Here is a 22,403-nt window from a genome sequence, read left to right as displayed (position 1 = left end):
CAAAATGCTGCCCTCAGGCAGCATTAAAACTCATCTGATTCGGCCATCAGGCGGGTGGTATTCCGCCCGTCGGCTTTTGCTTTGTAAAGCGCTTTGTCTGCCATTGCAATCAACTCGCCATAATCCTGATTCGGCAAGGGAGTCATGGTGGCCACCCCCAGACTGACCGTCAGCATGTCGCTGATGTCGGAAAAGCCATGAGGAATGGCTTTCTCAGCCAGTTTATTGTGGATTTTGCCTGCCACGGTTTGCCCACCCGCCAAAGGCGTATTCGGCAGCAGGAAGGCAAACTCCTCGCCGCCATAACGGGCGACTTCATCGGTTTCCCGGCGGATCACGCTATCGAACACCTGAGCCACTTCCTGCAACGCATGATCGCCCTGCTGGTGACCGTAATTATCGTTGTAAGCTTTAAAACTGTCGATATCACAAAGAATTAATGTCAGAGGCTGTTGCTCGCGCATGTGGCTGTGCCAGAGCTTGCGCAGTTGTTCATCGAAGCTGCGGCGATTGGCCACTTTTGTCAGGCTGTCGACAAAGCTGAGCTCCTGCAATTCCATGATGGCGTCGGCCAGCTGCTGCTCAGCCTGCTTACGCTCTGTCACGTCCCTGGCTATCAGCAACACGCCGGCTGAGCCGTCGGTCGGATCGCGATACGGGGATTTCACAATTTCATACCAGACCGGCTCACCGGTTTCGAGAATGACATAGGCATCCGTCTTCACGGTCAGGCCGTCTCTCAGCACTTTGATGTCAGTCTGATAAAACTCCTGCAGCATCTCAGGATCAATCACATTGCGGGCTGTCTTGCCGATCAACTCTTTGGCACTGAACCCCAGCACTTTGGCAAAAGGTTCATTACAGCCAACATAGACGCCGTGCTCATTATACAGACCGATAGGATCCTGACTGGCATTGAGGATGGAGTTGAGCAGGGTGTTGCGCTGAGCCAGGATCTGCTCTGTCACTTCCCGCTTCTCTATCTCCTGCTTGAGGCTTTCCTGCATCTCGTGCCAGTCGGTCACGTCGTGGCTGATACTCAGGGTGCCTATGATCAGACCGTCTTCATCTGTCATCACGGTTTTATTGGTTTCCAGCAACCGGCTGGCCCCATCCGGCGCCGTGGTCCAGGTATGAATCACAGGCGTCTCGCCGATGCCGGTCGGATCCCCCTGTATCAGTCCCTCTTCCCGGCGGCCGCGCCAGAAACGATCAAAGGCGGTATTGGTGCCTATGATATTGCCTGCCTTATCCTGAAAATACACCAGCTCTGACAGTGAGTTCAGGACGCGCTGGAAAACGCGCTGCTCTATCTGAACGTAAGGGCTCGCCGGGCTGGTTGGCGCAACAAAAAACAGTAACCAGGCCGATTGCCAGCGATAGCTGAGCAACTGTCCGGAGATCAGCACCCGGATGGTCGAATGGCCGAGTTGCAGTGTTTCTTCTACGTTTTCAAACCCGGTGCCCGGCTGTAAGGGGCGCAGGACATCGGCCATCATCCGCGCGCCAATCCCTTCCGGATAGTAAAAGCGGTTCTCCACTTTACTGACCCCCAAAAGTTCCCGGCAACTGGCATTGGCATAAAACAGTTCGCCATCTTTACTGCGGACAATGGCCGCTGCAATGGGCAGCCGGGAAATAGTGGCATGGAGACGCCGAAAGGCCAGACTGCCCAAATGATGCACTATCCAGGCCGCCAGTGAAGTTAAAACAGCCACCAACAGAAATGTCATACCTATGACTGACATATTCAGCCCTTCTTCAGCTATCCCCCATACCGGTAAAGCGGTACAGGCAAGGATAGCAAACGCCATCATGTTCACTTTCTGCATGCTGTTTCTTCTCCCCGCAGTCTTCCCTGGCGGTTCCGTGTAGGCCATCTTGGCTCTGCAATACTCAACCGCCAATTTAACACAGTTGCAAGAAGGTGCTGCATGTCGCGGATTTTTAAAATGCCAAAAAGTGATGTTTGACACTCCAGAGCGTCAAGGATTCGACACTGATTACATTCATCAGGACAGAGCAATCTGCTAGTAAGGAATCTAAATCACATTCCATCATGCCAAAAACACAATCTGAAATAAAATAACCACAAATACAACTAAAAGTTTCCCATCAAAAAATCTCCTCCCTCCACCACAATGCGTAACAATTCACCAACATCAGCAAATAATGAATCTTTACTCATAATTTTAACTAGAGAGGCCAGGGTTTTAGCCCGCACTACAACTAAAGTCGGATTTAGTGATAGTAATTCAGCCAACAGATCTGTAATATATTTTCATTGTGTGCATTATATAACCAGATTGCCATCCGCCAGGATGGCTTTCATGTCTTTAGCGTGCTGGCTTGGCCCGTACGACTGAGACCGGCTGCCTCCCTTCAGATAAGGCAGCCCTCCTGCGGCCAGTAACGGGCAAGATGCCCGCCTGACCAAGACATGCAGGTATATATAAAAATAAATAGGGAACCGCAGACGGAGGAACCGTCTGCTCTACACTGGAAGGATGTAGTTATGACAGATCAAGTGTTGAATGGTCAGGGGCTTTATGTCCCTGAAATGGAGCACGATGCCTGTGGTATCGGCTTTGTTGCCCATCTCAAGAACCGTAAGTCCCACCAGGTCATCACTCAGGCACTGGACATGCTGGCTCGTATGGAGCACAGGGGCGGTCAGGGTTGCGACCCCTGCAGTGGTGACGGTGCCGGTATCCTGCTGCAAAAACCCCATGAATTCCTGTTGCAGGAATGTCAGAAAATTGGCCTGACACTGCCTGCCTTTGAGCAGTATGGCGTCGGTGTCATCCTGTTTCCGAAAGACGAAGACAAACGTGAACAGTGCCGCGACATTCTGGCCCGCAACGCCCAGCGCCTGGGCCTGAGCGTGCTTGGCTACCGTGTGCTGCCGACAGATAACAGCATGATTGGTGCCGATCCCCTCAGCACTGAGCCACAATTTGAACACGCCTTCGTCACCGGCGGCAGCGATATGCCGCAGGAAGCACTGGAGCGCAAGCTGTATGTCCTGCGTAACTACACGGTTCGAGTCTGTCTGGAAAGCGTGACCAACATTGGTGACGATTTCTACATTAACGCCTTCTCCAGCAAAACTTTGGTGTACAAAGGCCAGCTCACGACAGAGCAGGTTCCGCAGTATTTTCTCGATCTGCAAAACCCGGCCATGGTCAGTGCGCTGGCACTGGTCCACTCGCGTTTTTCCACCAACACCTTCCCGAGATGGCGTCTGGCGCAGCCTTTCCGTTATATCGCCCATAACGGTGAAATCAACACAGTGCGCGGCAACCTGAACTGGATGAAAGCCCGCGAAGCCTTGCTGCAATCAGATCTGTTCAGTGCAGAAGAGCTGAACATGCTGCTGCCTATCTGCCAGGAAGGGGCATCCGACTCGGCCAACTTTGATATGGCCCTGGAGTTACTGGTGCTGTCCGGCCGTAGCCTGCCCCATGCGCTGATGATACTGATCCCGGAAGCCTGGCAGGAAAATCCGGCCATGGATCCCAAACGCCGTGCGTTCTACCAGTATCACGCCAACCTGATGGAACCCTGGGATGGCCCTGCATCTGTCTGCTTCACTGACGGCGTGCAAGTGGGCGCGACTCTGGACCGTAATGGCCTGCGTCCGTCTCGCTATACAGTGACCAAAGATGATTTCCTGGTCATGGCCTCCGAATCCGGTGTGGTTGATATCGCCCCTGAAAATGTCCATTTCCGTGGCCGTTTACAGCCCGGCCGCATCTTTGTCGCGGATCTTGAGCAAGGCCGTATCATCTCTGATGACGAAGTCAAAGACAGCATTGCCTCAGCCAAACCTTATGAAGACTGGGTGAAGAGCAACCTGCTGCACCTCAGCGATCTGCCTGACGCCGATTACAGCCATAGCCAGCCTGAAGCCGAGAAGCTGCTGCATCAACAACAGGCTTTTGGCATCAGCAATGAAGAAGTCAACGAGATCATTCTGCCAATGGCCGGCGACGGTAAAGAGCCGCTGGGATCCATGGGGGCGGACTGGCCACTGGCTATTCTGTCACACCAGTCGCAGCATCTGTCTCATTACTTCAAGCAGCTGTTTGCTCAGGTGACCAACCCACCGATCGACCCGATCCGTGAACGCATGGTGATGTCACTGAACACCTATTTGGGTGAAGATCAGAACCTGCTGAGTGAAGGCCCGTCGCACTGCCAGAAACTGGAGCTCAACTCTCCGGTACTGAGCGATGCCGAGCTGGAAAAACTGCGGGCCATCGACAAGCCCCACCTGCAGGCCAAAACCCTGGATATCGTCTTTAAGGCCAGTGATGAAGCAGGCAAGCTGGAACAAGCACTGAACCATCTGTGCCAGCACGCCGAAGATGCGGTCAATGACAGCTACTCCATCCTGATCCTCAGTGACCGTGCAGTGAACTCGCAGCATGCCCATATTCCGGCCATGCTGGCTGTCGGTGCGGTACACCATCATTTGATCCGCAAAGGGTTGCGTGCCAGGTGCGATCTGGTGGTTGAAACGGCCGATGCCCGCGAAACACACCATTTCGCCACCCTGATCGGCTACGGTGCCAATGCGGTCAACCCGTACATAGTGACTGAAACCATTGTTTCGCTGCAGCAACGTAACAAGCTGGATAAAGCCACCAGCGTTGACAAATACTTCAGCAATTTCCGCAAAGCCGTTAATGGCGGCCTGCTGAAGATCTTCTCCAAAATGGGGATCTCGACCCTGCAGTCCTACCACGGTGCCCAAATCTTTGAAGCTCTGGGGATCAGCAAAGCCGTGGTCGACAAATATTTCACCGGTACCGTCTCGCGTATTCAGGGGCTGACCCTGGACGACATTGCCAAAGAAGTGTTGATCCGCCACCGCATCGGTTATCCGCTGCGTGATATCCCATTGCAAATGCTGGATGTCGGTGGTGTTTATCAGTGGAAACAGCGTGGTGAAAAGCACCTGTTTAACCCGACCACGATTTCTCTGCTGCAGCAATCCACCCGCGGCAAAGACTACAGTCAGTTCAAGCAATACTGCCACGCTGTCGACAGTCAGGGCGACCATGCCGCCACTCTGCGCAGTCAGCTTCAGTTTGCTGTTGATACCAGCCGCAGCATCCCGCTGGATGAAGTAGAACCGGCCGAAAATATCCTCAAGCGCTTTGCCACAGGTGCAATGAGCTTCGGTTCTATTTCGCATGAAGCACACTCCACACTGGCTGTCGCCATGAACCGTATCGGCGCCAAGTCGAACTCAGGTGAAGGCGGTGAAGACCCGGCCCGTTTCGAGAAGAAAGAAAACGGCGACTGGGAACGCTCTGCCATCAAGCAGGTCGCGTCTGGCCGCTTCGGGGTGACCTCCTATTACCTGACCAATGCCGATGAGCTGCAAATCAAGATGGCACAGGGTGCCAAGCCGGGTGAAGGTGGCCAGCTGCCGGGTGACAAAGTGGACGACTGGATCGGTGCGACGCGTCACTCCACCCCGGGTGTCGGTCTGATCTCGCCGCCGCCGCACCACGATATTTACTCTATCGAGGATCTGGCGCAGCTGATTTATGATCTGAAAAACGCCAACCGCAAGAGCCGCGTCAACGTCAAACTGGTGTCTGAAGCCGGTGTCGGCACCATAGCGTCAGGTGTCGCCAAAGCCAAAGCTGACGTGGTACTGATCGCCGGTTTCGACGGCGGTACAGGTGCCTCGCCGATTTCCTCGATCCGCCATACGGGCCTGCCGTGGGAGCTGGGTCTGGCAGAAACACACCAGACACTGCTGAAAAACGGCCTGCGTAACCGGATCGTGGTGCAAAGTGACGGTCAGATGAAAACCCCGCGTGACCTGGCTGTCGCCACCCTGCTGGGTGCCGAAGAATGGGGTGTCGCCACCGCAGCTCTGGTGGTGGAAGGCTGTATCATGATGCGTAAGTGTCATAAAAACACCTGTCCTGTGGGCATCGCAACTCAGAACAAGACCCTGCGTGAACGTTTCGACGGCCGCGTCGAAGACGTGGTGACCTTCTTCCAGTACATGGCTGAAGGCCTGCGTGAAATCATGGCCGAGCTGGGTTTCCGTACCATAGATGAGATGGTCGGTCAGTCACAGCGTCTGAAAATCCGCGACAACATAGGTCACTGGAAATACAAAAACCTGGATCTCAGCCCAGTGCTGCACATCGAACCGGCCCGTGAGGCCGACGGTGTCTACAACCAGTGCAGCCAGAACCACCATCTGGATGCCGTGCTGGATCGCCAGCTGATTGCTGCGGCTCAGCCTGCGCTGGAGCGCGGTGAAGCGGTCAATGCTGAGTTCCCGATCACCAATATAGATCGCAGCGTCGGCACTATGCTGTCGAACGAGATCTCCAAAGTCTACAAAGACCAGGGCCTGCCGCAGCCGATGCAGGTGAAGTTCAAAGGCTCTGCCGGCCAGAGTCTGGGGGCTTTCCTGGCCAAAGGCGTGCGCTTTGAAGTCGAAGGCGATGCCAACGACTACTGGGGAAAAGGCCTGTCGGGCGGTCAGCTGGTGCTCTACCCGGATGCCAAGTCTGATCTGATTGCCGAAGACAACATCATAGTCGGCAACGTGTGCTTCTACGGCGCCACATCGGGTGAATCTTTCATCCGAGGTAAAGCCGGTGAGCGTTTCTGTGTCCGTAACTCAGGTGCCCGTGTGGTGGTTGAAGGTGTGGGTGACCACGGCTGCGAATACATGACAGGCGGCGTGGCGATTATTCTCGGTCAGACCGGTCGTAACTTCGCGGCAGGTATGAGCGGCGGTGTCGCCTATGTCTGGGATCAGTTCAACGACTTTGCAAGCAAACTCAACCCTGAGCTGGTGGATCTGGATCCATTGGACAGCGAAGACATTGCCCTGCTGACAGACATGGTGAATCGTCACCAGCAACTGACCGGCAGTTCGGTGGCTGAAACCTTCCTCAGCAATCTGGAGGAAAACCTCAAGCACATCGTCAAAGTCATGCCACGCGACTACAAAGCCGTGCTGCAAAAACGCAAAGCAGCGGCAGAAGCACAGAACAAGGAAGCACTGGAGGTGAGCCATGGGTAAGGCAACCGGATTTCTCGAGCACGGCCGCGAACTGCCGTCAAAAATTGCCCCTGAAGTGCGTATTCAGGACAACAAAGAATTCGTCCTCAATGACGAGTTCGGCAGCAAAATTGGTACACAGGCTTCACGTTGCATGGATTGCGGCGTGCCTTTCTGTCACAACGGCTGCCCGATCGGCAATATCATTCCTGAGTTTAACGATGCGGTGTACCGCGACAGCTGGGAAGAAGCCTGGCATATCCTGAGCTCGACCAATAATTTCCCGGAATTCACAGGGCGGGTGTGCCCTGCTCCGTGTGAGAGCTCATGCGTACTGGGGATCAACCAAGATCCCATCACCATCTGTAACATAGAGAAAACCATCGTTGAAACAGCATACCGTGAAGGCTACGCCAAGCCGAAGACCCCGCGCAGCCGCACAGGCAAAAGTGTGGCGATTATCGGCTCCGGCCCGTCAGGCCTGGCAGCCGCCGAGCAGCTTAACAGCGCCGGCCACACAGTCACAGTGTACGAGCGCGACGAGAAAATAGGCGGCCTGCTGCGCTTTGGGATTCCGGACTTCAAACTCAGCATGAGCGTGATTGACCGTAAACTGGATATGATGGCACAGGCGGGCATCAAGTTTGTGGTCAATGCCCACATAGGCGTGGATATTGATGCGCGTGAGCTGCGTAAACAGCACGATGTGGTACTGCTGACCGGCGGTTCCACTGTGCCTCGTAACCTGCCGATCCCGGGCCGTGAACTGCAAGGTGTCCATTTTGCCATGGAGTTCCTGAGTCAGAACAACCGCCGCGCCAACAATATGGATCTGAAAACAGCAGAGATTCATGCTGCAGGGAAACATGTTGTTGTGATTGGCGGCGGTGATACCGGCTCTGACTGTGTCGGTACTTCGAACCGTCACGGTGCAGCCAGCATCACTCAGGTCGAAATCATGCCGATGCCGCCAGAAAAGCGTCCGGTGAATCAACCCTGGCCGGCGTATCCGATGATCATGCGCACCTCCACTTCCCATGAAGAAGGGTGTGAGCGTCACTGGAATATCCTGACCAAAGAATTCATCGGCAATGAAGACGGTCAGGTCACGGCACTGCGCATTGCCGACATCAGCTGGAACGAAGCCAAACCCGGCGAGCGCCCTGGCTTTGAAGAAGTCCCGGGCTCAGAGCGTATCATTCCGTGTGACCTGGCCTTTTTAGCCATGGGCTTCCTGCATCCGGAACCTCAGGGTGTGCTGGCTCAGCTCAATATCGGACTCGATGATCGCGGCAATGTCGCCACCCAGGGATTTGCGACAAACCAGCCAGGCGTGTTTGCTGCGGGTGATATGCGGACCGGGCAGTCACTTGTCGTACGATGCATCAATGAAGGCCGTGAATGTGCCCGTGAAATTGACGCTTACCTGATGGGTGATTCTAAGTTAGAAGCGAAAGACCATTCACTTATGCTATCAGAATCCTGATCAATCTGGATTTTATACTAAAATTTAAAGCCAGCTCCCAGGAGCTGGCTTTTTTATTTAAAACTAATCAGTGTTTTATCCTTTTTAACACTGACTTTGCCTGCAAATAAAAATCAGTTCGTTTTACCGCAAAAAAGTCTCAATTCTGACACTTTCAATTGTAAACAAAATATTTCAAAAAAATAATAAAGCACTATAAATCATACAGATAAATACTTGACTTTGAATAATCCAGAATTTATGACCAGAATTAAAGAAAATTTGACCTTTTTGTAATTTGCCGTTAGTTTGAAAGTCCGCTGGACGCGAGAGTGACAATCAGGGAGATTGTCATAATTATGCAGTAACCCTGCTCAATGGAGCAGGCGCAAGGGAGAGTTGCAATGACACTGTATGACCCAAAGCTGGAAAAAGATAACTGTGGTTTCGGTCTGATCGCCCATACAGAAGGCGAAGCCAGCCACAAGTTGGTCCGTACCGCAATATCGGCCTTGGATCGTATGACACACCGAGGCGGCATCGCTGCTGATGGCAAGACCGGTGATGGCTGCGGCCTGTTAATGAAAAAGCCGGACAGCTTTTATCAGCTGGTTGCCAAAGAGCTTGGCTGGGCACTGGCCCGCGAATACGCCGTTGGTATGCTGTTTCTGAGTCAGGATCCTGTCCTGGCTGAAAAAGCCCGCACGATCATCCAGGAAGAATTGAGCAAAGAAACCCTGTCTATTGCTGGCTGGCGTGATGTGCCGATCAACCCGCAAGTGCTGGGACCTATCGCAAAAGCCTCCCTGCCGGCTATCGCTCAGGTATTCATCAATGCGCCTGCTGGCTGGAAGCCACGGGATGTGGATCGCCGCCTTTATATTGCCCGTCGCCGTATTGAGCAACGCATTCAGGACGATCCTGATTTCTATATCTGCAGCCTGTCGACTCAGGTCATCGTCTATAAAGGCCTGTGTATGCCCGCCGATCTGCCTAAGTTTTACAAAGACTTAGGTGACTTACGCCTGGAATCTTCTATCTGTTTGTTCCACCAGCGTTTTTCGACAAATACACAACCCCGCTGGCCACTGGCTCAGCCGTTCCGTTACCTGGCCCATAATGGTGAAATCAACACTATCGCCGGTAACCGTCAGTGGGCTCGGGCACGAGCGTATAAGTTCGCCTCCCCGCTGCTGCCGGATCTGGCCACCGCCGCGCCCTTTGTGAACGAAACCGGTTCTGACTCCTCCAGCCTGGACAATATGCTGGAACTCTTCCTGGCCGGCGGCATGGACTTGTTCCGTGCCATGCGCATGCTGGTGCCGCCGGCATGGCAAAACCACCCGGATATGGATCCGAAACTGCGTGCCTTTTACGACTTTAACTCCATGCACATGGAACCGTGGGACGGCCCGGCCGGGATCGTGATGTCAGACGGCCGCTATGCCGCCTGTAACCTCGACCGCAACGGTCTGCGCCCGGCGCGTTTTGTCATCACCAAAGACAAACTGATCACCCTGGCATCAGAAGTGGGGATCTGGGATTACGCGCCGGACGAAGTGGCGCAAAAAGGCCGGGTCGGTCCTGGCGAACTGCTGGTCATAGACACCAAACTTGGCAAAATCTGGCATTCCGCCGACATTGATAACGACCTGATGGAACGCCACCCTTATAAAGAGTGGCTGGATACCCATGTTCGCCGCCTGGTGCCGTTTGAAGAAATGGGTGATGATCAGGTCGGCAGCCGGGAGATGTCGCCGGAAGAGCTGAACACTTACCAGAAACTCTTTGCGGTGAACCGTGAAGAGCTGGATCAGGTCATGCGGGTGATCGGTGAAAACGGTCAGGAAGCCACTGGTTCTATGGGTGATGATGCCCCAATGGCCGTGCTGTCTTCCAAAGAACGTCTGGTGTCTGACTATTTCCGTCAGATGTTCGCACAGGTCACCAACCCGCCGATCGATCCGTTACGTGAAAAACACGTGATGTCGCTGGCCACCTGTATCGGCCGTGAAATGAACGTGTTTAACGAAACCGACGGCCATGCCCACCGCGTGGCGTTCAAGTCACCGATTCTGCTGTACTCTGACATGGTGCAGCTGTTGGGTCTGGACAACCAGCACTACCGTAACAGCATTATCGACATTAACTTCGATCCGAACGAAAAAGATCTCAAGCAGGCCCTGGTTGATCTGTGCGATCAGGTAGAACGCCTGGTCCGTGGCGGAACTGTGCTTGTCGTGCTGTCTGACCGGGGCATCAGTGCCGACAAGCTGCCGATCCCGGCCGCGATGGCCGTGGGTGCAGTGCAGGCACGCCTGGTGACCGCCAACCTGCGTTGTGATGCCAACATCATAGTGGAAACCGCCACTGCCCGTGACCCGCATCAGTTCGCTGTATTGCTGGGCTTTGGCGCCACAGCGGTTTATCCGTATCTGGCCTACGAATCACTGGCACAGCAAATTGACAGCGGTGCTATCAATAAGCCCTACCGCGAGGTGATGCTGAACTTCCGTAACGGTATCGACAAAGGTTTGTATAAGATCATGTCGAAAATGGGGATTTCCACCGTCGCCTCTTATCGTTGCTCGCAGCTGTTTGAAGCCGTTGGTCTGCATTCGGATGTGGTGGCATTGTGCTTCAAGGGCGTATCGAGCCGCATTGAAGGCGCTAACTTTGATGACTTCCAGCAAGACTTGTTCAACCTGTCACGTAAAGCGTTTGTCAAGCGTAAGCAAATCGATCACGGTGGCTTGCTGAAATTTGTCCACGGCGGCGAGTTCCATGCTTACAACCCGGATGTGGTCACTACGCTGCAAAAAGCCGTTAAATCCGGTGAATACCAGGATTATCTCGCCTTTGCCAAAGTGGTGAACGAACGGCCGGCAGCGACGCTGCGTGACTTGCTGAAACTGAAAGAATCGGCCAACCCGATTGACGTCGCCAACGTAGAAGCCGCCACCGAACTGTACAAGCGCTTCGACTCAGCCGCCATGTCTATCGGCGCCCTGAGTCCGGAAGCCCATGAAGCGCTGGCGATTGCCATGAACCGTCTCGGTGGTTTCTCCAACTCAGGTGAAGGGGGCGAGGATCCACGTCGCTTCGGCACCGAGCGCAATTCCCGGATCAAGCAGGTCGCGTCCGGCCGCTTCGGGGTGACCCCTCACTACCTGGTCAATGCTGATGTGCTGCAAATCAAAGTGGCGCAAGGGGCAAAACCCGGTGAAGGGGGCCAGTTGCCCGGCCATAAAGTCACCACTGAAATCGCCAAACTGCGTTATGCCGTGCCGGGCGTCACCCTGATTTCACCGCCGCCGCACCATGACATTTACTCGATTGAAGACTTGGCGCAGCTGATTTTCGATCTCAAACAAGTCAACCCGAAAGCCCTGGTCTCGGTCAAGCTGGTATCAGAACCCGGCGTCGGCACTATCGCTACCGGTGTGGCTAAGGCCTATGCCGATCTGATCACCGTCTCAGGCTATGACGGCGGGACAGGTGCCAGCCCGCTGACCTCGGTGAAATACGCCGGCAGCCCGTGGGAGCTGGGCCTGGCGGAAACGCAGCAGGCACTGGTGGCCAATGGCCTGCGCCATAAGATCCGCCTGCAGGTGGATGGCGGTCTGAAAACCGGACTGGATGTCGTCAAAGCCGCCATTCTGGGGGCAGAGAGCTTCGGTTTCGGGACCGCACCTATGGTGGCACTGGGTTGTAAATACCTGCGGATCTGCCACCTCAACAACTGTGCAACCGGTGTGGCGACTCAGGATGACACCCTGCGCCGCGACTTCTTCAAGGGCTTGCCTGAGCAGGTCATGAACTACTTTGTCGGCCTGGGAGAAGAAGTGCGCACCCTGCTGGCAAAACTGGGCGTTGAGAAGCTGACCGACCTGATCGGACGCACCGATCTGCTGGAAATGGTCAACGGCTTTACGGCCAAGCAAAACAAGCTGGACCTCAGTGGTCTGCTGCATGCGCCCACGCCAGCAGAAGGCAAAACCCTGTACTGCAGCGAGCCAAACACACCGTTTGATACCGGTGTGCTGAACCAGAAGCTGGTCGACGAAGCACTGCCAGCCGTGGAAGCACAGAGTGGCGCCGATATCTATTTGGATATCCGCAACACAGACCGCTCCTTCGGTGCTCGCCTGTCGGGTGAAATTGCGCTGCGCTACGGCAATCAGGGTATGGCGGCCAATCCCGTCAATGTGCATCTGTCGGGTACGGCAGGACAGTCATTCGGCGTATGGAATGCCGGTGGCCTGAACCTGTATCTGACCGGTGATGCCAACGACTATGTCGGCAAAGGCATGACAGGCGGTGTGATTGCGATCCGACCACCTGTCGGATCAGCGTTCAAATCGCATGAATCCACCATTATAGGTAACACCTGCCTGTACGGCGCTACCGGCGGTAAGCTGTTTGCAGCCGGTTGCGCCGGGGAACGCTTTGCGGTTCGTAATTCAGGCACTATTGCCGTCGTCGAAGGCGCAGGTGACAATGCCTGTGAGTACATGACAGGCGGTATCGTGGCGATTCTTGGCCACACAGGCGTTAACTTTGGCGCAGGTATGACAGGCGGCTTTGCCTACATTCTGGATGAAGTCGGCGATTTCGCCGGCCGGGTGAACCCTGAATTGATCGAGGCGCTGCCATTGCAGGAACTCACGATTCATCAGGAACACCTGCGCGGTCTGATCGACCGCCATCTGGAAGAAACCGGCTCAAGCCGTGCACAGGAAATTCTGGCCAACTTTGATCAGTGGATCCCGAAATTCTTCCTGGCTAAACCGAAGTCGGCAGACGTGAACACTCTGCTGGGTCACCAAAGCCGTTCAGCTGCTGAACTCCGCGTTCAGGCACAATAAGGGAGGGAATCCAATGAGCCAGAACATTTACCAATTTATCGATGTTGAACGTGTCGATCCGCCGAAGAAGCCGATTGAAATCCGTAAAATTGAGTTCGTCGAAATCTACGAACCTTTTACTCAGCAGCAGGCCAGCGCTCAGGCTGACCGCTGCCTGGACTGCGGCAACCCCTATTGTGAGTGGAAGTGTCCGGTACACAACTACATCCCGCAATGGCTGAGCCTGGCCAATGAAGGCCGGATTCTCGAAGCTGCTGATCTTGCTCACCAGACCAACACCCTGCCGGAAGTCTGTGGCCGGGTGTGTCCTCAGGACCGGCTGTGTGAAGGCTCCTGTACGCTCAATGATGATTTCGGGGCCGTGACTATCGGTAATGTCGAGAAATACATCACCGACAAAGCCTTTGAAATGGGCTGGAAACCGGACATGTCCGGCGTTGAATGGACTGACAAGAAAGTCGCCATTATCGGTGCCGGCCCTGCCGGCCTGTCCTGCGCCGATATCCTGGTCCGTAACGGCGTTAAACCTGTGGTATTTGACCGTTACCCGGAAATTGGCGGCCTGCTGACCTTTGGTATCCCGTCGTTCAAACTGGAAAAAGAGGTGATGATTAACCGTCGCCGGATCTTTACCGAAATGGGGGTTGAGTTCCGCCTCAATACAGAAGTCGGTACTGATGTGCAGCTTCAGGATCTGATCGACGAGTATGACGCGGTTTTCCTCGGTGTCGGTACCTATAAAAACATGCGTGCCGGGCTGGAAAATGAAGATGCCGCCGGTGTCTACGATGCACTGCCTTTCCTGATTTCCAACACTTACAAGGTGATGAATCTGGAAGACAATGCGCCTGAGTATATCGACATGGCGGGTAAACGCGTAGTGGTACTGGGCGGTGGTGACACCGCGATGGACTGCGTCCGTACCTCTATCCGTCAGCAGGCCAGCGATGTTATCTGCGCCTACCGCCGCGATGAAGCCAACATGCCGGGTTCACGCCGTGAGGTGAAAAATGCCCGCGAGGAAGGGGTGAACTTCATGTTCAACCTGCAGCCTTTGGGTGTGGTCGTCAACGGCAACGGCCAGGTCACAGGGGTGAAAGTGGTGCAAACCGCGCTGGGCGAGCCCGATGACGCCGGTCGCCGCCGTCCTGAACCTGTCGCGGGCAGCGAGCATGTACTGGAAGCCGATGCGGTGATCATGGCCTTTGGTTTCCAGCCGCATGCCATGCCCTGGCTGGACAGCTTTGATGTCGCACTGGATCAGTGGGGCCGCATTCAAACCAGCGGCGAGCACGCCTTCCAGACCACCAACAGCAAAATCTTTGCCGGTGGTGACGCGGTACGCGGCTCGGATCTGGTGGTCACCGCCATCGATGAAGGCCGTCGCGCCGCCGATGGTATTCTGGGCTACCTTGGTTTGTGATCCCGGCCAGTCAGGTCGGTTATGCCAAACGGTCTGTTGATGAATACAGTCAGCATACCTGGCCAAGCGAGCGGCTCTCCCCCGCTCGCTTTTTTCTTTCAGTTCCCCTTTGCTTCTGTCGCCTTTTGTTTAGGCTTTCCCACGCTGTCTGGCATTGTTACAATCGCACCCAATCACCGTAAGGTTCACTTTAAGAAAGAGATAACATCAATGAAAATCGGCATTATTGGGGCAATGGAACAGGAAGTCGTGATCCTGAAAAACCAGCTCGACAACTGCACCACCCTGCACAAAGGCGGCTGCACCTTTTATACCGGCACCCTCAATGGGGCAGAAGTGGTCTTACTTCAGTCCGGTATCGGTAAAGTCGCGGCCGCCGTGGGTACTGCCATTTTGCTGGAAATTTTCGAACCGGACCTGGTTGTCAATACAGGTTCAGCCGGCGGATTTGACAGCAGCCTGAATGTCGGTGATGTGGTTATCTCTACCGAAGTGCGCTATCACGATGCCGATGTCACCGCCTTTGGTTACCAGATGGGCCAGATGGCGCAGCAACCTGCCGCTTTCCTGTCTGACGAAAAACTGATGCAGATCGCCGAGCAGGCGCTGACTCAGCTTGATGACACCACCCATGCGGTCCGCGGTTTGATTTGCACCGGTGATGCCTTCGTGTGCAGCGCTGAACAACAGCAACGCATCCGCACCCATTTCCCTCAGGTGGTCGCGGTTGAAATGGAAGCCGCGGCAATTGCCCAGGCCTGCCATCAGTTCAAGGTGCCTTTTGTGGTAGTACGTGCTATCTCAGATGTGGCTGATAAAGAATCACCGATGAGCTTTGAAGAATTCCTGCCGCTGGCGGCGAAAAGCTCTTCCGCCATGGTGGTTAAAATGGCGGAGCTGCTTAACCGCTAATGAACGATTTGCTTGTGCTCCTCAGTCAACATCCAACCCTGCTGGCGATGTGGGGAGCGCTGGCATTACACTGGCTACTGCCCATTCCAGCCAGTATCCATCCTTTGCTGATCTGGCAACAGGTTGCCATTGAGCTGGCCGCCAGAGTCAACAAAGCCACAGATACACCGCGCCAGCGGATATTATCCGGTGCCCTGGCCTGGTCGCTGATGTGGATGACCATTCTGATCCTATTGATCGCCTTCTATCAGCTGGTGTGGATAGACAGCCTGTTTCATCTGGTGCTGCTGTGGATCGCGCTCGGCTGGCGTGACAGCCGCCGCTTCAGCCAGCATTTCATTCAGGCCTACAGCCGGGAAGACAAGGCCAGCTGCAAAGCCCAGCTTTCTGTCGCCCTCAACCGAAACACTGACACGCTGTCACTGCTTGGCCTGGGTAAAGCCTGCGCCGAAACCCAGTTGCTCAGTTATGGCCGCCAGGTGGCTGCCGTGCTGTTCTGGTACGCGGTGGCAGGCGGTTTTGGCGCCATTCTTTACCGCCTGGCCGTCAGCCTGGCCCGTTGCTGGTCTCCCAGCCGCAAGCAATATCAGTATTTTGGCCTGCCTGCAGTACGTATTCTGGCCACACTGGATATTGTCCCCCTGCGTCTGCTCGCCGTGGCTATCAGTGTCGGCAAGAACAGCCGTGACGCTTTTCGCGGCTTGCGTGAGCAAGGTGAAAACTGGCAATTGCCCGGACCAGGCTGGCTGCTCACCGCCACCGGCCATAAGCTGCAACTGGCCTTAGGCGGCCCGGCTATCTACGATACCAGCAAGCTGGAACGTCCGCGACTCGGTGGCCGTATCGCCCCTGCCGCCCTGCATTTATCGCAAATAGATCGTCTGCTGCAACAGCGGTTATGGGCCTGGATGGCGCTGCAAAGTGTGTGCATGTTTTTGATGGGAAGTCTGTTGTGAATCTGTTTAGACCCTTGGTTATTGCCCTGCTGATGCCTTTGCTATTGGTCGTCACGACAGTAGATGGCAAAGCAGCACAGACCGCAGACGCGCAGACCAAAGATGCCCAGGCCAGTAGCAACAAGCCTCAGCGTATTATCAGTCTTGCGCCGCACACCACTGAGCTGGCCTATGCCGCAGGTTTAGGCAGCAAACTGATCGCCGCCAGTGATTACAGTGATTACCCGCCACAAGCTCTGGCACTGGAGCGGGTCGCGAACTACCGGGGCATCAAGCTGGAACGCATTCTGGCCTTGAAGCCTGATCTGGTGCTGGCCTGGCAAGGCGGCAACCCGCCCAGAGAAATGGCAAAACTGGAACAGTTGGGCATCCGGATCTTTTACTCCCATCCCACGACGCTCGATGCGATTGCCGACAGCCTGGAAACGCTCGGCACTTTTGCCGATGATCCGACCACAGCCAATCAGGCTGCCTCGGATTTCCGTCAGACCATGGCACAGCTAAACCAGCAATACGGGCATCAAAAACCGGTACGCTATTTTTACCAGCTGGGCATCTCGCCGCTCATGAGCATGTCAGGCGATAGCTGGCCCAGCCAGGTGTTCGCGCTCTGCGGCGGCGAAAATATTTTTGCCGACAGTCCAGTGGCGTACCCGCAGGTATCGAAAGAGCAAGTAATCGTCCGCCGCCCTGAGGCGATATTCACCACCCACGGCAGTGCAGGCCCCGATGCCAACGCCTTCACCCTCTGGTTGCCCTGGCGCGAACAATTGTCTGCGGTCCGGGATCAGCATCTGTATCAGACCCAGGCAGACTGGCTGAACCGGCCTACTCCCAGAGCATTGCTGGCCGCCCAGGAAATTTGTAAGCAACTGGATGAAGTGCGCAAACATCACCCACAGTAGGATGTGAATAAGCTCACAAAGACAAAGTTATCGGTTGTGCGCGTTACATTTCGCCGTACAATCTCAGCCGCTTTTTACCGCGACATCTTGATCAGGGTGGCGCGGTTTTTAATCACTGGTTGTGTGCAGGAATCCTATGCTGATTTACTCTCTTGATATGTTTGGCACCGCTGTTTTTGCCATCTCAGGTATTTTGCTTGCCGGACGGTTAAGGATGGACCCCTTTGGTGTTGTCGTGCTGGCCTGTGTCACTGCCATTGGCGGCGGGACTATCCGCGATATGGCACTGGGTGCGACACCTGTGTTCTGGATCACAGACACCAATTACCTGTGGGTGATTTTTGCAACCTGTCTGCTGGCGATGCTGGCGATCCAGAACCCGCGTAAAATGCCCTGGTATTTCCTGCCGGTGGCCGATGCCATTGGTCTGGCGGTCTTTGTCGCCATCGGTGTGGAAAAAGCGCTGCGTTTTGGCGCTTCCCCTATGGTGGCCGTGATCATGGGCGTGATCACAGGTTGCGGCGGCGGGGTGATCCGTGACGTACTGGCCCGTGAAGTCCCCATGGTATTAAGAACCGAAGTGTATGCCACCGCCTGTATTCTGGGCGGTATTGTCCACACAGTGGGGCTGTACTTTGGGCTGGAAACAGCGGCCGCCAGTCTGTGCGGTATTGCCACGACCCTGTCTATCCGGCTGGCAGCCATTCGCTGGCACCTGTCGCTGCCAACCTTCTCACTGCGAAGCAGTCAGTAAAATTAACTTGTCGGGCGGCGCTTGCGAATCAATTTCAGCAGCAACGCCAGCCCTGCAATTACCGCCAGCACCCATAAAGCATACTGATGGCGCTGGAGGAACAAACCCGCCTGTCCGATCTCGTCATAAAAATAGGCCGGGCCATAGCCGAACACCAGCAGCCAAATTCCCACCGCCAGAGTATTGCCTGTCAGAAAAAGGTGCCAGGGCATCTGAGCGAGGCCGCACCCTAGACAGATCAATTGTTTCATCCCTTCCAGAAAGCGGCTCAGGATCAAGCCAATCACGCCATATTTATCAATAAAAGCATGCACTTTGACTAAAGATGCCGGCTTTGCCCATCCTCGCCGCTCAACGAGCCGGGCCAGCATCGCACCCAGCACATAGCCTGCCGTGTTCCCTAGCCAGCTGGCTGCGCCCGCCACCAGCAAGACAGACGGCAAAGAAAGCGCACCGCTCGCGGCAAGATAACTGGCCACTATCAGCAGGGACTGGCCGGGAGCCGGCACCCCCAGCCCTTCAATGGCAATCGCCAGTGCCAGCACTATGTAGCCGTATTGCTCGATCAGTGGCGACAATTCCTGCACCAGCTCCTGCATGGACTTCTCCTGAGTGTGCTTACTTTAATGCTATACCCGATTGCCGTCGTAAGAAAGATCCTACACTTATAAGTAAACAAAAAACTTTACTTAATTCAAATCCACACTAATATGTAAACAAAACACCTTACTAACAAAAACACAACATCCGACAGGAGGTCATATGGTGCCCTACGTTGAACACGCCAATGTCACAGTCCGTGATCTGGACAACACGATCCGCTTTCTGCAAACCGCGATCCCGGAATTTACCGTTCGTCATCTGGGACAACAGCCGACGCATCGCTGGTGCCATATCGGTACAGACGACACGTATCTGGCCCTGCAGCAAGTGGTTGCTCGCGATCAGATCGATCGCACGCCCTACCGGGATCTGGGGATCAACCATATCGGTCTGGTCGTTGATGATGTTGTACAGGTACGTGAGCGGCTGCTCAGCGCGGGATACCGGGAAAATGAGCTGGAAACCCGTCACCCCTGGCGCCAGCGGATCTACTTTTATGACAGGGACGGTATTGAATGGGAGTTCACCCAGTATCTGAGTGACGATCCATTACTGCGCAATGATTATTCCCTCTAACCCCTCAGGACAGGAGATCTGAAAATGCATGCGCCCATTCACGCCGAATGTCTGGCTTTGATTGACAAGGGATTGCAATTTGACCCCATCTACGGGCCTGAGTTGTCGAATCATTTACCCATGGCATTGGTCGCTCTGGCACGTTGCGGTGCCAGCTCATTCCAGCTACAGCATTTTTATCAGGCATATGCGCCGAATTTACGGCCGATCCGTCAGACGATCCCACCCCGGCACGCAACACCAGCCCTGGCGGATCGCGACAGTTTTCCGGCCTTTCACCAGCAGTTTCGTCAGCAGATCGCTCTTGAGGGCACAGATACGGTACTGCGCGAATGGCTCCCCGTCTTACTGCCCGGCCTCGCCACCAGCGCCTTTCACGGCTTGATTCGCCTCAGTTATGCGGTAGAAACAGGTCAATCCGATGAAATTGCCGTTTCGCTTGCCTACTGGGCCAGTGAGTATCAGGCTTTAGGTGAACTACATGTCACCGATCAGTATCAGGCTGAAACTCAGCTCAAGCAGGCGTGCGAGGCTTTCAGACACTATGCGTTTCAACCCGGGATCATTGTTGATCGCGTTAATGAAGTGGTTCATCACTCAGCCTATCCGTCCATCGCCGCCGTTCCTGACGATCTCACCGAATCGGATATTGCCCGCCTCACTATTCGCGCTTACCTGGCGAGCGGGGACTTTACCCTGCTGCACGGGGTCACCGGGTTTGATGCCTTGCTGCAGCTCATGCCTTTCCTGCCGGATCGCCGGCTGGCACTGGCCTGCTACTGGCAGGCGTATGTCGCGGCTTTCTGCTCCACGCAGGATCGTCCGTTCCCGAGCCAGTCGCAGCCAAGCGACATTGTGCCGGACTGGGTGGGCTGGTTCAGCACAGTCGCCACCCTGTCGGACGATCACAGTATCAAACTGACCTACAGCTGCAGCCGCCTGTATCAGACTTTTCAGTTCAACGAATATCTGGCCGCGATTCAAATGCGCTTGGCCGCCCACCAAGAACAATGAAGGAACACCGCATGAAAACAATTGCACTGGTTTACTATTCCGGCTCTGGCGCAACCCATCATATGGCCGAGGCGATCGCGCAGGGTGCCAAAACCCAGCCAGGCATTCAGGTGATGCGCTACCGCATTACCGGTGAAGATATTCAGAACGGCCGCTTCAGCGATCCGGATCTGTTTGCCAGCCTGCAGCAGGCCGATGCCATTTTCTTTGGCAGCCCGACCTATATGGGCGGCCCCGCCGCTCAGTTCAAAGCGTTTGCCGATGCCAGCAGCGACAGCTGGAGCGGGCAAGGCTGGCGTAACAAGCTGGCCGCCGGATTTACCGTCGGCGGCAGTCTGGGCGGCGAGCAGGACAGCACCCTGAACTACCTCTTCGTGCTGGCGATGCAGCATGGCATGTTGTGGGTCGGTATGGATATGCCCAATGGCTATGACGACAAACGGATCAATCCGATGGGCCGCCAGCTGGGTGCCAGTGGTCACACCCCGACCGGACAGCTCAGTGACACCGACCTGAAAACCGCGGCCCATCTGGGCCAGCGGGTGGCGGCACTCCTGCAAACCCAGCCGGTAGTGACCGGTGCGCCTGTGCCATATCTGGCCTGACAGAAACAAAGAAGGCGCCGTAATGGCGCCTTCTCTCATGCTATGACAAGCTGTTATTTCAGGGTAATACGGGCAAACTTGCGCTTACCGACCTGATACACAGCCGTACCGGCACTTAGCTCAAGCTTGGTATCGTCCACTTTTTCGCCGTCGATTTTCACCGCGCCCTGACGGATCATCCGCAGTGCGTCAGAGGTTGAATTGACCAGATCGGCATCTTTCAGCAGGTTGGCGATTGCCACACCGGCTGCAAATTCGAACTCAGGCATTTCATCCGGCATCGCCCCTTTCTGGAAACGGTTGATGAAATCCTGCTCGGCTGCATCAGCGTCCGCTTCAGAGTGGAAGCGGGCAATGATTTCCTTCGCCAGCAGAATTTTCACATCGCGCGGGTTACGGCCGTTCGCCATTTCCTGCTTGAGCTGCTCAATCTCTTCCAGCGGACGGAAGGACAGCAGTTCATAGTAGTTCCACATCAGCTCATCAGAAATTGACATGATTTTGCCGAACATCTCAGTCGGGGCATCGGCCACACCAATGTAGTTATGGGCCGATTTGGACATCTTCTTCACGCCGTCCAGACCCACCAGCAGTGGCATGGTCAGCACCACCTGAGGTTTCTGACCTTCCGCTTTCTGCAGCTCACGGCCCATCAGCAGGTTGAACTTCTGATCCGTTCCGCCCAGCTCAACGTCTGTGTTCATTGCCACCGAGTCATAGCCCTGCAGCAAGGGGTACATGAATTCGTGAATGGCAATCGGACGGCCTTCGTTATAGCGCTTTTTGAAGTCATCACGTTCCAGCATGCGAGCAACCGTCTGACTGGCCGCCAGGCGGATCATGCCTTCAGCGCCCAGCTCAGAGAGCCAGGTGGAGTTGAATTCAATTTTGGTTTTGGCCGGGTCGAGAATCTTGAAAACCTGCTCTTTATAGGTTTCGGCATTGCGCAGTACATCTTCACGGGTCAGGGGAGGACGTGTGGTGTTCTTACCGGTAGGATCACCCACCATACCGGTGAAGTCGCCAATCAGGAAAGTGACCTCATGGCCCAGCTCCTGGAAGGTCCGCAGTTTATTGAGGATGACAGTGTGGCCCAGATGAATGTCCGGCGCTGTCGGATCCGCCCCCAGTTTAATTCGCAGAGGACGATTTTCCTTCAGTTTGGCAATCAACTCTTCTTCCGGGATCAGTTCGTCGACCCCGCGCTTAATTTCCGCTAACGCATGCTCAATGCTGGCCATTCCTGTTCACTCCCACAAAATTGGCATAAATAT

14 protein-coding genes are annotated in these 22,403 nt (G+C 55.0%); 11 read left to right on the top strand and 3 right to left on the bottom strand.

The features are described from left to right. Positions 1-23: 23 nt before the first annotated feature. A complete protein-coding gene (locus P0Y67_RS02985; RefSeq protein ID WP_342390688.1) occupies positions 24-1,832 on the bottom strand; it encodes a GGDEF domain-containing protein in 1,809 nt (602 codons plus the stop codon). 683 nt (positions 1,833-2,515) lie between these two features. Between P0Y67_RS02985 and gltB (P0Y67_RS02980) the strand changes: the two genes are divergently transcribed. From gltB (P0Y67_RS02980) to P0Y67_RS02945, 8 genes are all read left to right on the top strand, one after another. Beyond that, positions 2,516-7,069 (top strand): glutamate synthase large subunit, encoded by a 4,554-nt coding sequence (gltB, locus tag P0Y67_RS02980; protein ID WP_342390687.1) that lies wholly within the window; start codon positions 2,516-2,518, stop codon positions 7,067-7,069. Further along, positions 7,062-8,534 carry a glutamate synthase subunit beta gene (locus tag P0Y67_RS02975; RefSeq protein WP_342390686.1) on the top strand — a complete coding sequence of 491 codons (1,473 nt, stop codon included), beginning with the start codon at positions 7,062-7,064 and terminating at the stop codon, positions 8,532-8,534. The genes gltB (P0Y67_RS02980) and P0Y67_RS02975 overlap by 8 nt, the downstream gene beginning before the upstream one ends. A gap of 383 nt (positions 8,535-8,917) precedes the next feature. Beyond that, positions 8,918-13,381, top strand: a complete 4,464-nt coding sequence (gltB, locus tag P0Y67_RS02970; protein WP_342390685.1) for a glutamate synthase large subunit — start codon at positions 8,918-8,920, stop codon at positions 13,379-13,381. 13 nt (positions 13,382-13,394) lie between these two features. Beyond that, positions 13,395-14,804 (top strand): FAD-dependent oxidoreductase, encoded by a 1,410-nt coding sequence (locus P0Y67_RS02965; RefSeq protein ID WP_342390684.1) that lies wholly within the window; start codon positions 13,395-13,397, stop codon positions 14,802-14,804. A 210-nt stretch (positions 14,805-15,014) separates the two neighbouring features. After that, positions 15,015-15,716 carry a 5'-methylthioadenosine/S-adenosylhomocysteine nucleosidase gene (mtnN, locus tag P0Y67_RS02960; protein ID WP_342390683.1) on the top strand — a complete coding sequence of 234 codons (702 nt, stop codon included), beginning with the start codon at positions 15,015-15,017 and terminating at the stop codon, positions 15,714-15,716. Next, entirely contained in the window at positions 15,716-16,672 is a 957-nt protein-coding gene (locus P0Y67_RS02955) for a cobalamin biosynthesis family protein (RefSeq protein ID WP_342390682.1), read from the top strand. Before mtnN ends, P0Y67_RS02955 begins: the two co-directional genes overlap by 1 nt. Further along, positions 16,669-17,577: a vitamin B12 ABC transporter substrate-binding protein BtuF gene (gene btuF, locus P0Y67_RS02950; protein ID WP_342390681.1), complete on the top strand. Its 909-nt coding sequence runs from the start codon at positions 16,669-16,671 to the stop codon at positions 17,575-17,577. Before P0Y67_RS02955 ends, btuF begins: the two co-directional genes overlap by 4 nt. A gap of 136 nt (positions 17,578-17,713) precedes the next feature. Then, complete coding sequence (locus P0Y67_RS02945) at positions 17,714-18,331, top strand: TRIC cation channel family protein (protein WP_342390680.1); 618 nt, start codon at positions 17,714-17,716, stop codon at positions 18,329-18,331. 2 nt (positions 18,332-18,333) lie between these two features. Here P0Y67_RS02945 and P0Y67_RS02940 read toward each other — a convergent pair whose 3' ends face one another. Then, a complete protein-coding gene (locus P0Y67_RS02940; protein WP_342390679.1) occupies positions 18,334-18,930 on the bottom strand; it encodes a DedA family protein in 597 nt (198 codons plus the stop codon). A gap of 163 nt (positions 18,931-19,093) precedes the next feature. Here P0Y67_RS02940 and P0Y67_RS02935 point away from each other — a divergent pair, with 163 nt between their 5' ends. From P0Y67_RS02935 to P0Y67_RS02925, 3 genes are read left to right on the top strand one after another with little or no spacing between them, the layout of a single operon-like run. Further along, complete coding sequence (locus P0Y67_RS02935) at positions 19,094-19,510, top strand: VOC family protein (protein WP_342390678.1); 417 nt, start codon at positions 19,094-19,096, stop codon at positions 19,508-19,510. A 24-nt stretch (positions 19,511-19,534) separates the two neighbouring features. Continuing rightward, positions 19,535-20,524 (top strand): questin oxidase family protein, encoded by a 990-nt coding sequence (locus P0Y67_RS02930; RefSeq protein ID WP_342390677.1) that lies wholly within the window; start codon positions 19,535-19,537, stop codon positions 20,522-20,524. Between the two features lie 11 nt (positions 20,525-20,535). Beyond that, entirely contained in the window at positions 20,536-21,129 is a 594-nt protein-coding gene (locus P0Y67_RS02925; protein WP_342390676.1) for a flavodoxin family protein, read from the top strand. A gap of 53 nt (positions 21,130-21,182) precedes the next feature. Here P0Y67_RS02925 and tyrS read toward each other — a convergent pair whose 3' ends face one another. Next, positions 21,183-22,370 carry a tyrosine--tRNA ligase gene (tyrS, locus tag P0Y67_RS02920; protein WP_192015514.1) on the bottom strand — a complete coding sequence of 396 codons (1,188 nt, stop codon included), beginning with the start codon at positions 22,368-22,370 and terminating at the stop codon, positions 21,183-21,185. Between the last annotated feature and the right edge of the window lie 33 nt (positions 22,371-22,403).

Origin of the sequence: Photobacterium sp. SP02, assembly GCF_038519165.1 — a bacterium.
GTDB lineage: Bacteria > Pseudomonadota > Gammaproteobacteria > Enterobacterales > Vibrionaceae > Photobacterium > Photobacterium halotolerans.
The sequence above is the reverse complement of the archived record's forward strand: the minus strand, read 5'-3'. Positions and strand labels throughout refer to the sequence as shown.

What these genes read in the sequence shown, in the direction of transcription:
- P0Y67_RS02985 (WP_342390688.1), bottom strand. Translation starts at nt 1,832, where the DNA reads ATGCAGAAAGTGAACATGATGGCGTTTGCTATCCTTGCCTGTACCGCT.
- gltB (WP_342390687.1), top strand. Translation starts at nt 2,516, where the DNA reads ATGACAGATCAAGTGTTGAATGGTCAGGGGCTTTATGTCCCTGAAATG.
- P0Y67_RS02975 (WP_342390686.1), top strand. Translation starts at nt 7,062, where the DNA reads ATGGGTAAGGCAACCGGATTTCTCGAGCACGGCCGCGAACTGCCGTCA.
- gltB (WP_342390685.1), top strand. Translation starts at nt 8,918, where the DNA reads ATGACACTGTATGACCCAAAGCTGGAAAAAGATAACTGTGGTTTCGGT.
- P0Y67_RS02965 (WP_342390684.1), top strand. Translation starts at nt 13,395, where the DNA reads ATGAGCCAGAACATTTACCAATTTATCGATGTTGAACGTGTCGATCCG.
- mtnN (WP_342390683.1), top strand. Translation starts at nt 15,015, where the DNA reads ATGAAAATCGGCATTATTGGGGCAATGGAACAGGAAGTCGTGATCCTG.
- P0Y67_RS02955 (WP_342390682.1), top strand. Translation starts at nt 15,716, where the DNA reads ATGAACGATTTGCTTGTGCTCCTCAGTCAACATCCAACCCTGCTGGCG.
- P0Y67_RS02945 (WP_342390680.1), top strand. Translation starts at nt 17,714, where the DNA reads ATGCTGATTTACTCTCTTGATATGTTTGGCACCGCTGTTTTTGCCATC.
- P0Y67_RS02940 (WP_342390679.1), bottom strand. Translation starts at nt 18,930, where the DNA reads ATGCAGGAGCTGGTGCAGGAATTGTCGCCACTGATCGAGCAATACGGC.
- P0Y67_RS02935 (WP_342390678.1), top strand. Translation starts at nt 19,094, where the DNA reads ATGGTGCCCTACGTTGAACACGCCAATGTCACAGTCCGTGATCTGGAC.
- P0Y67_RS02930 (WP_342390677.1), top strand. Translation starts at nt 19,535, where the DNA reads ATGCATGCGCCCATTCACGCCGAATGTCTGGCTTTGATTGACAAGGGA.
- P0Y67_RS02925 (WP_342390676.1), top strand. Translation starts at nt 20,536, where the DNA reads ATGAAAACAATTGCACTGGTTTACTATTCCGGCTCTGGCGCAACCCAT.
- tyrS (WP_192015514.1), bottom strand. Translation starts at nt 22,370, where the DNA reads ATGGCCAGCATTGAGCATGCGTTAGCGGAAATTAAGCGCGGGGTCGAC.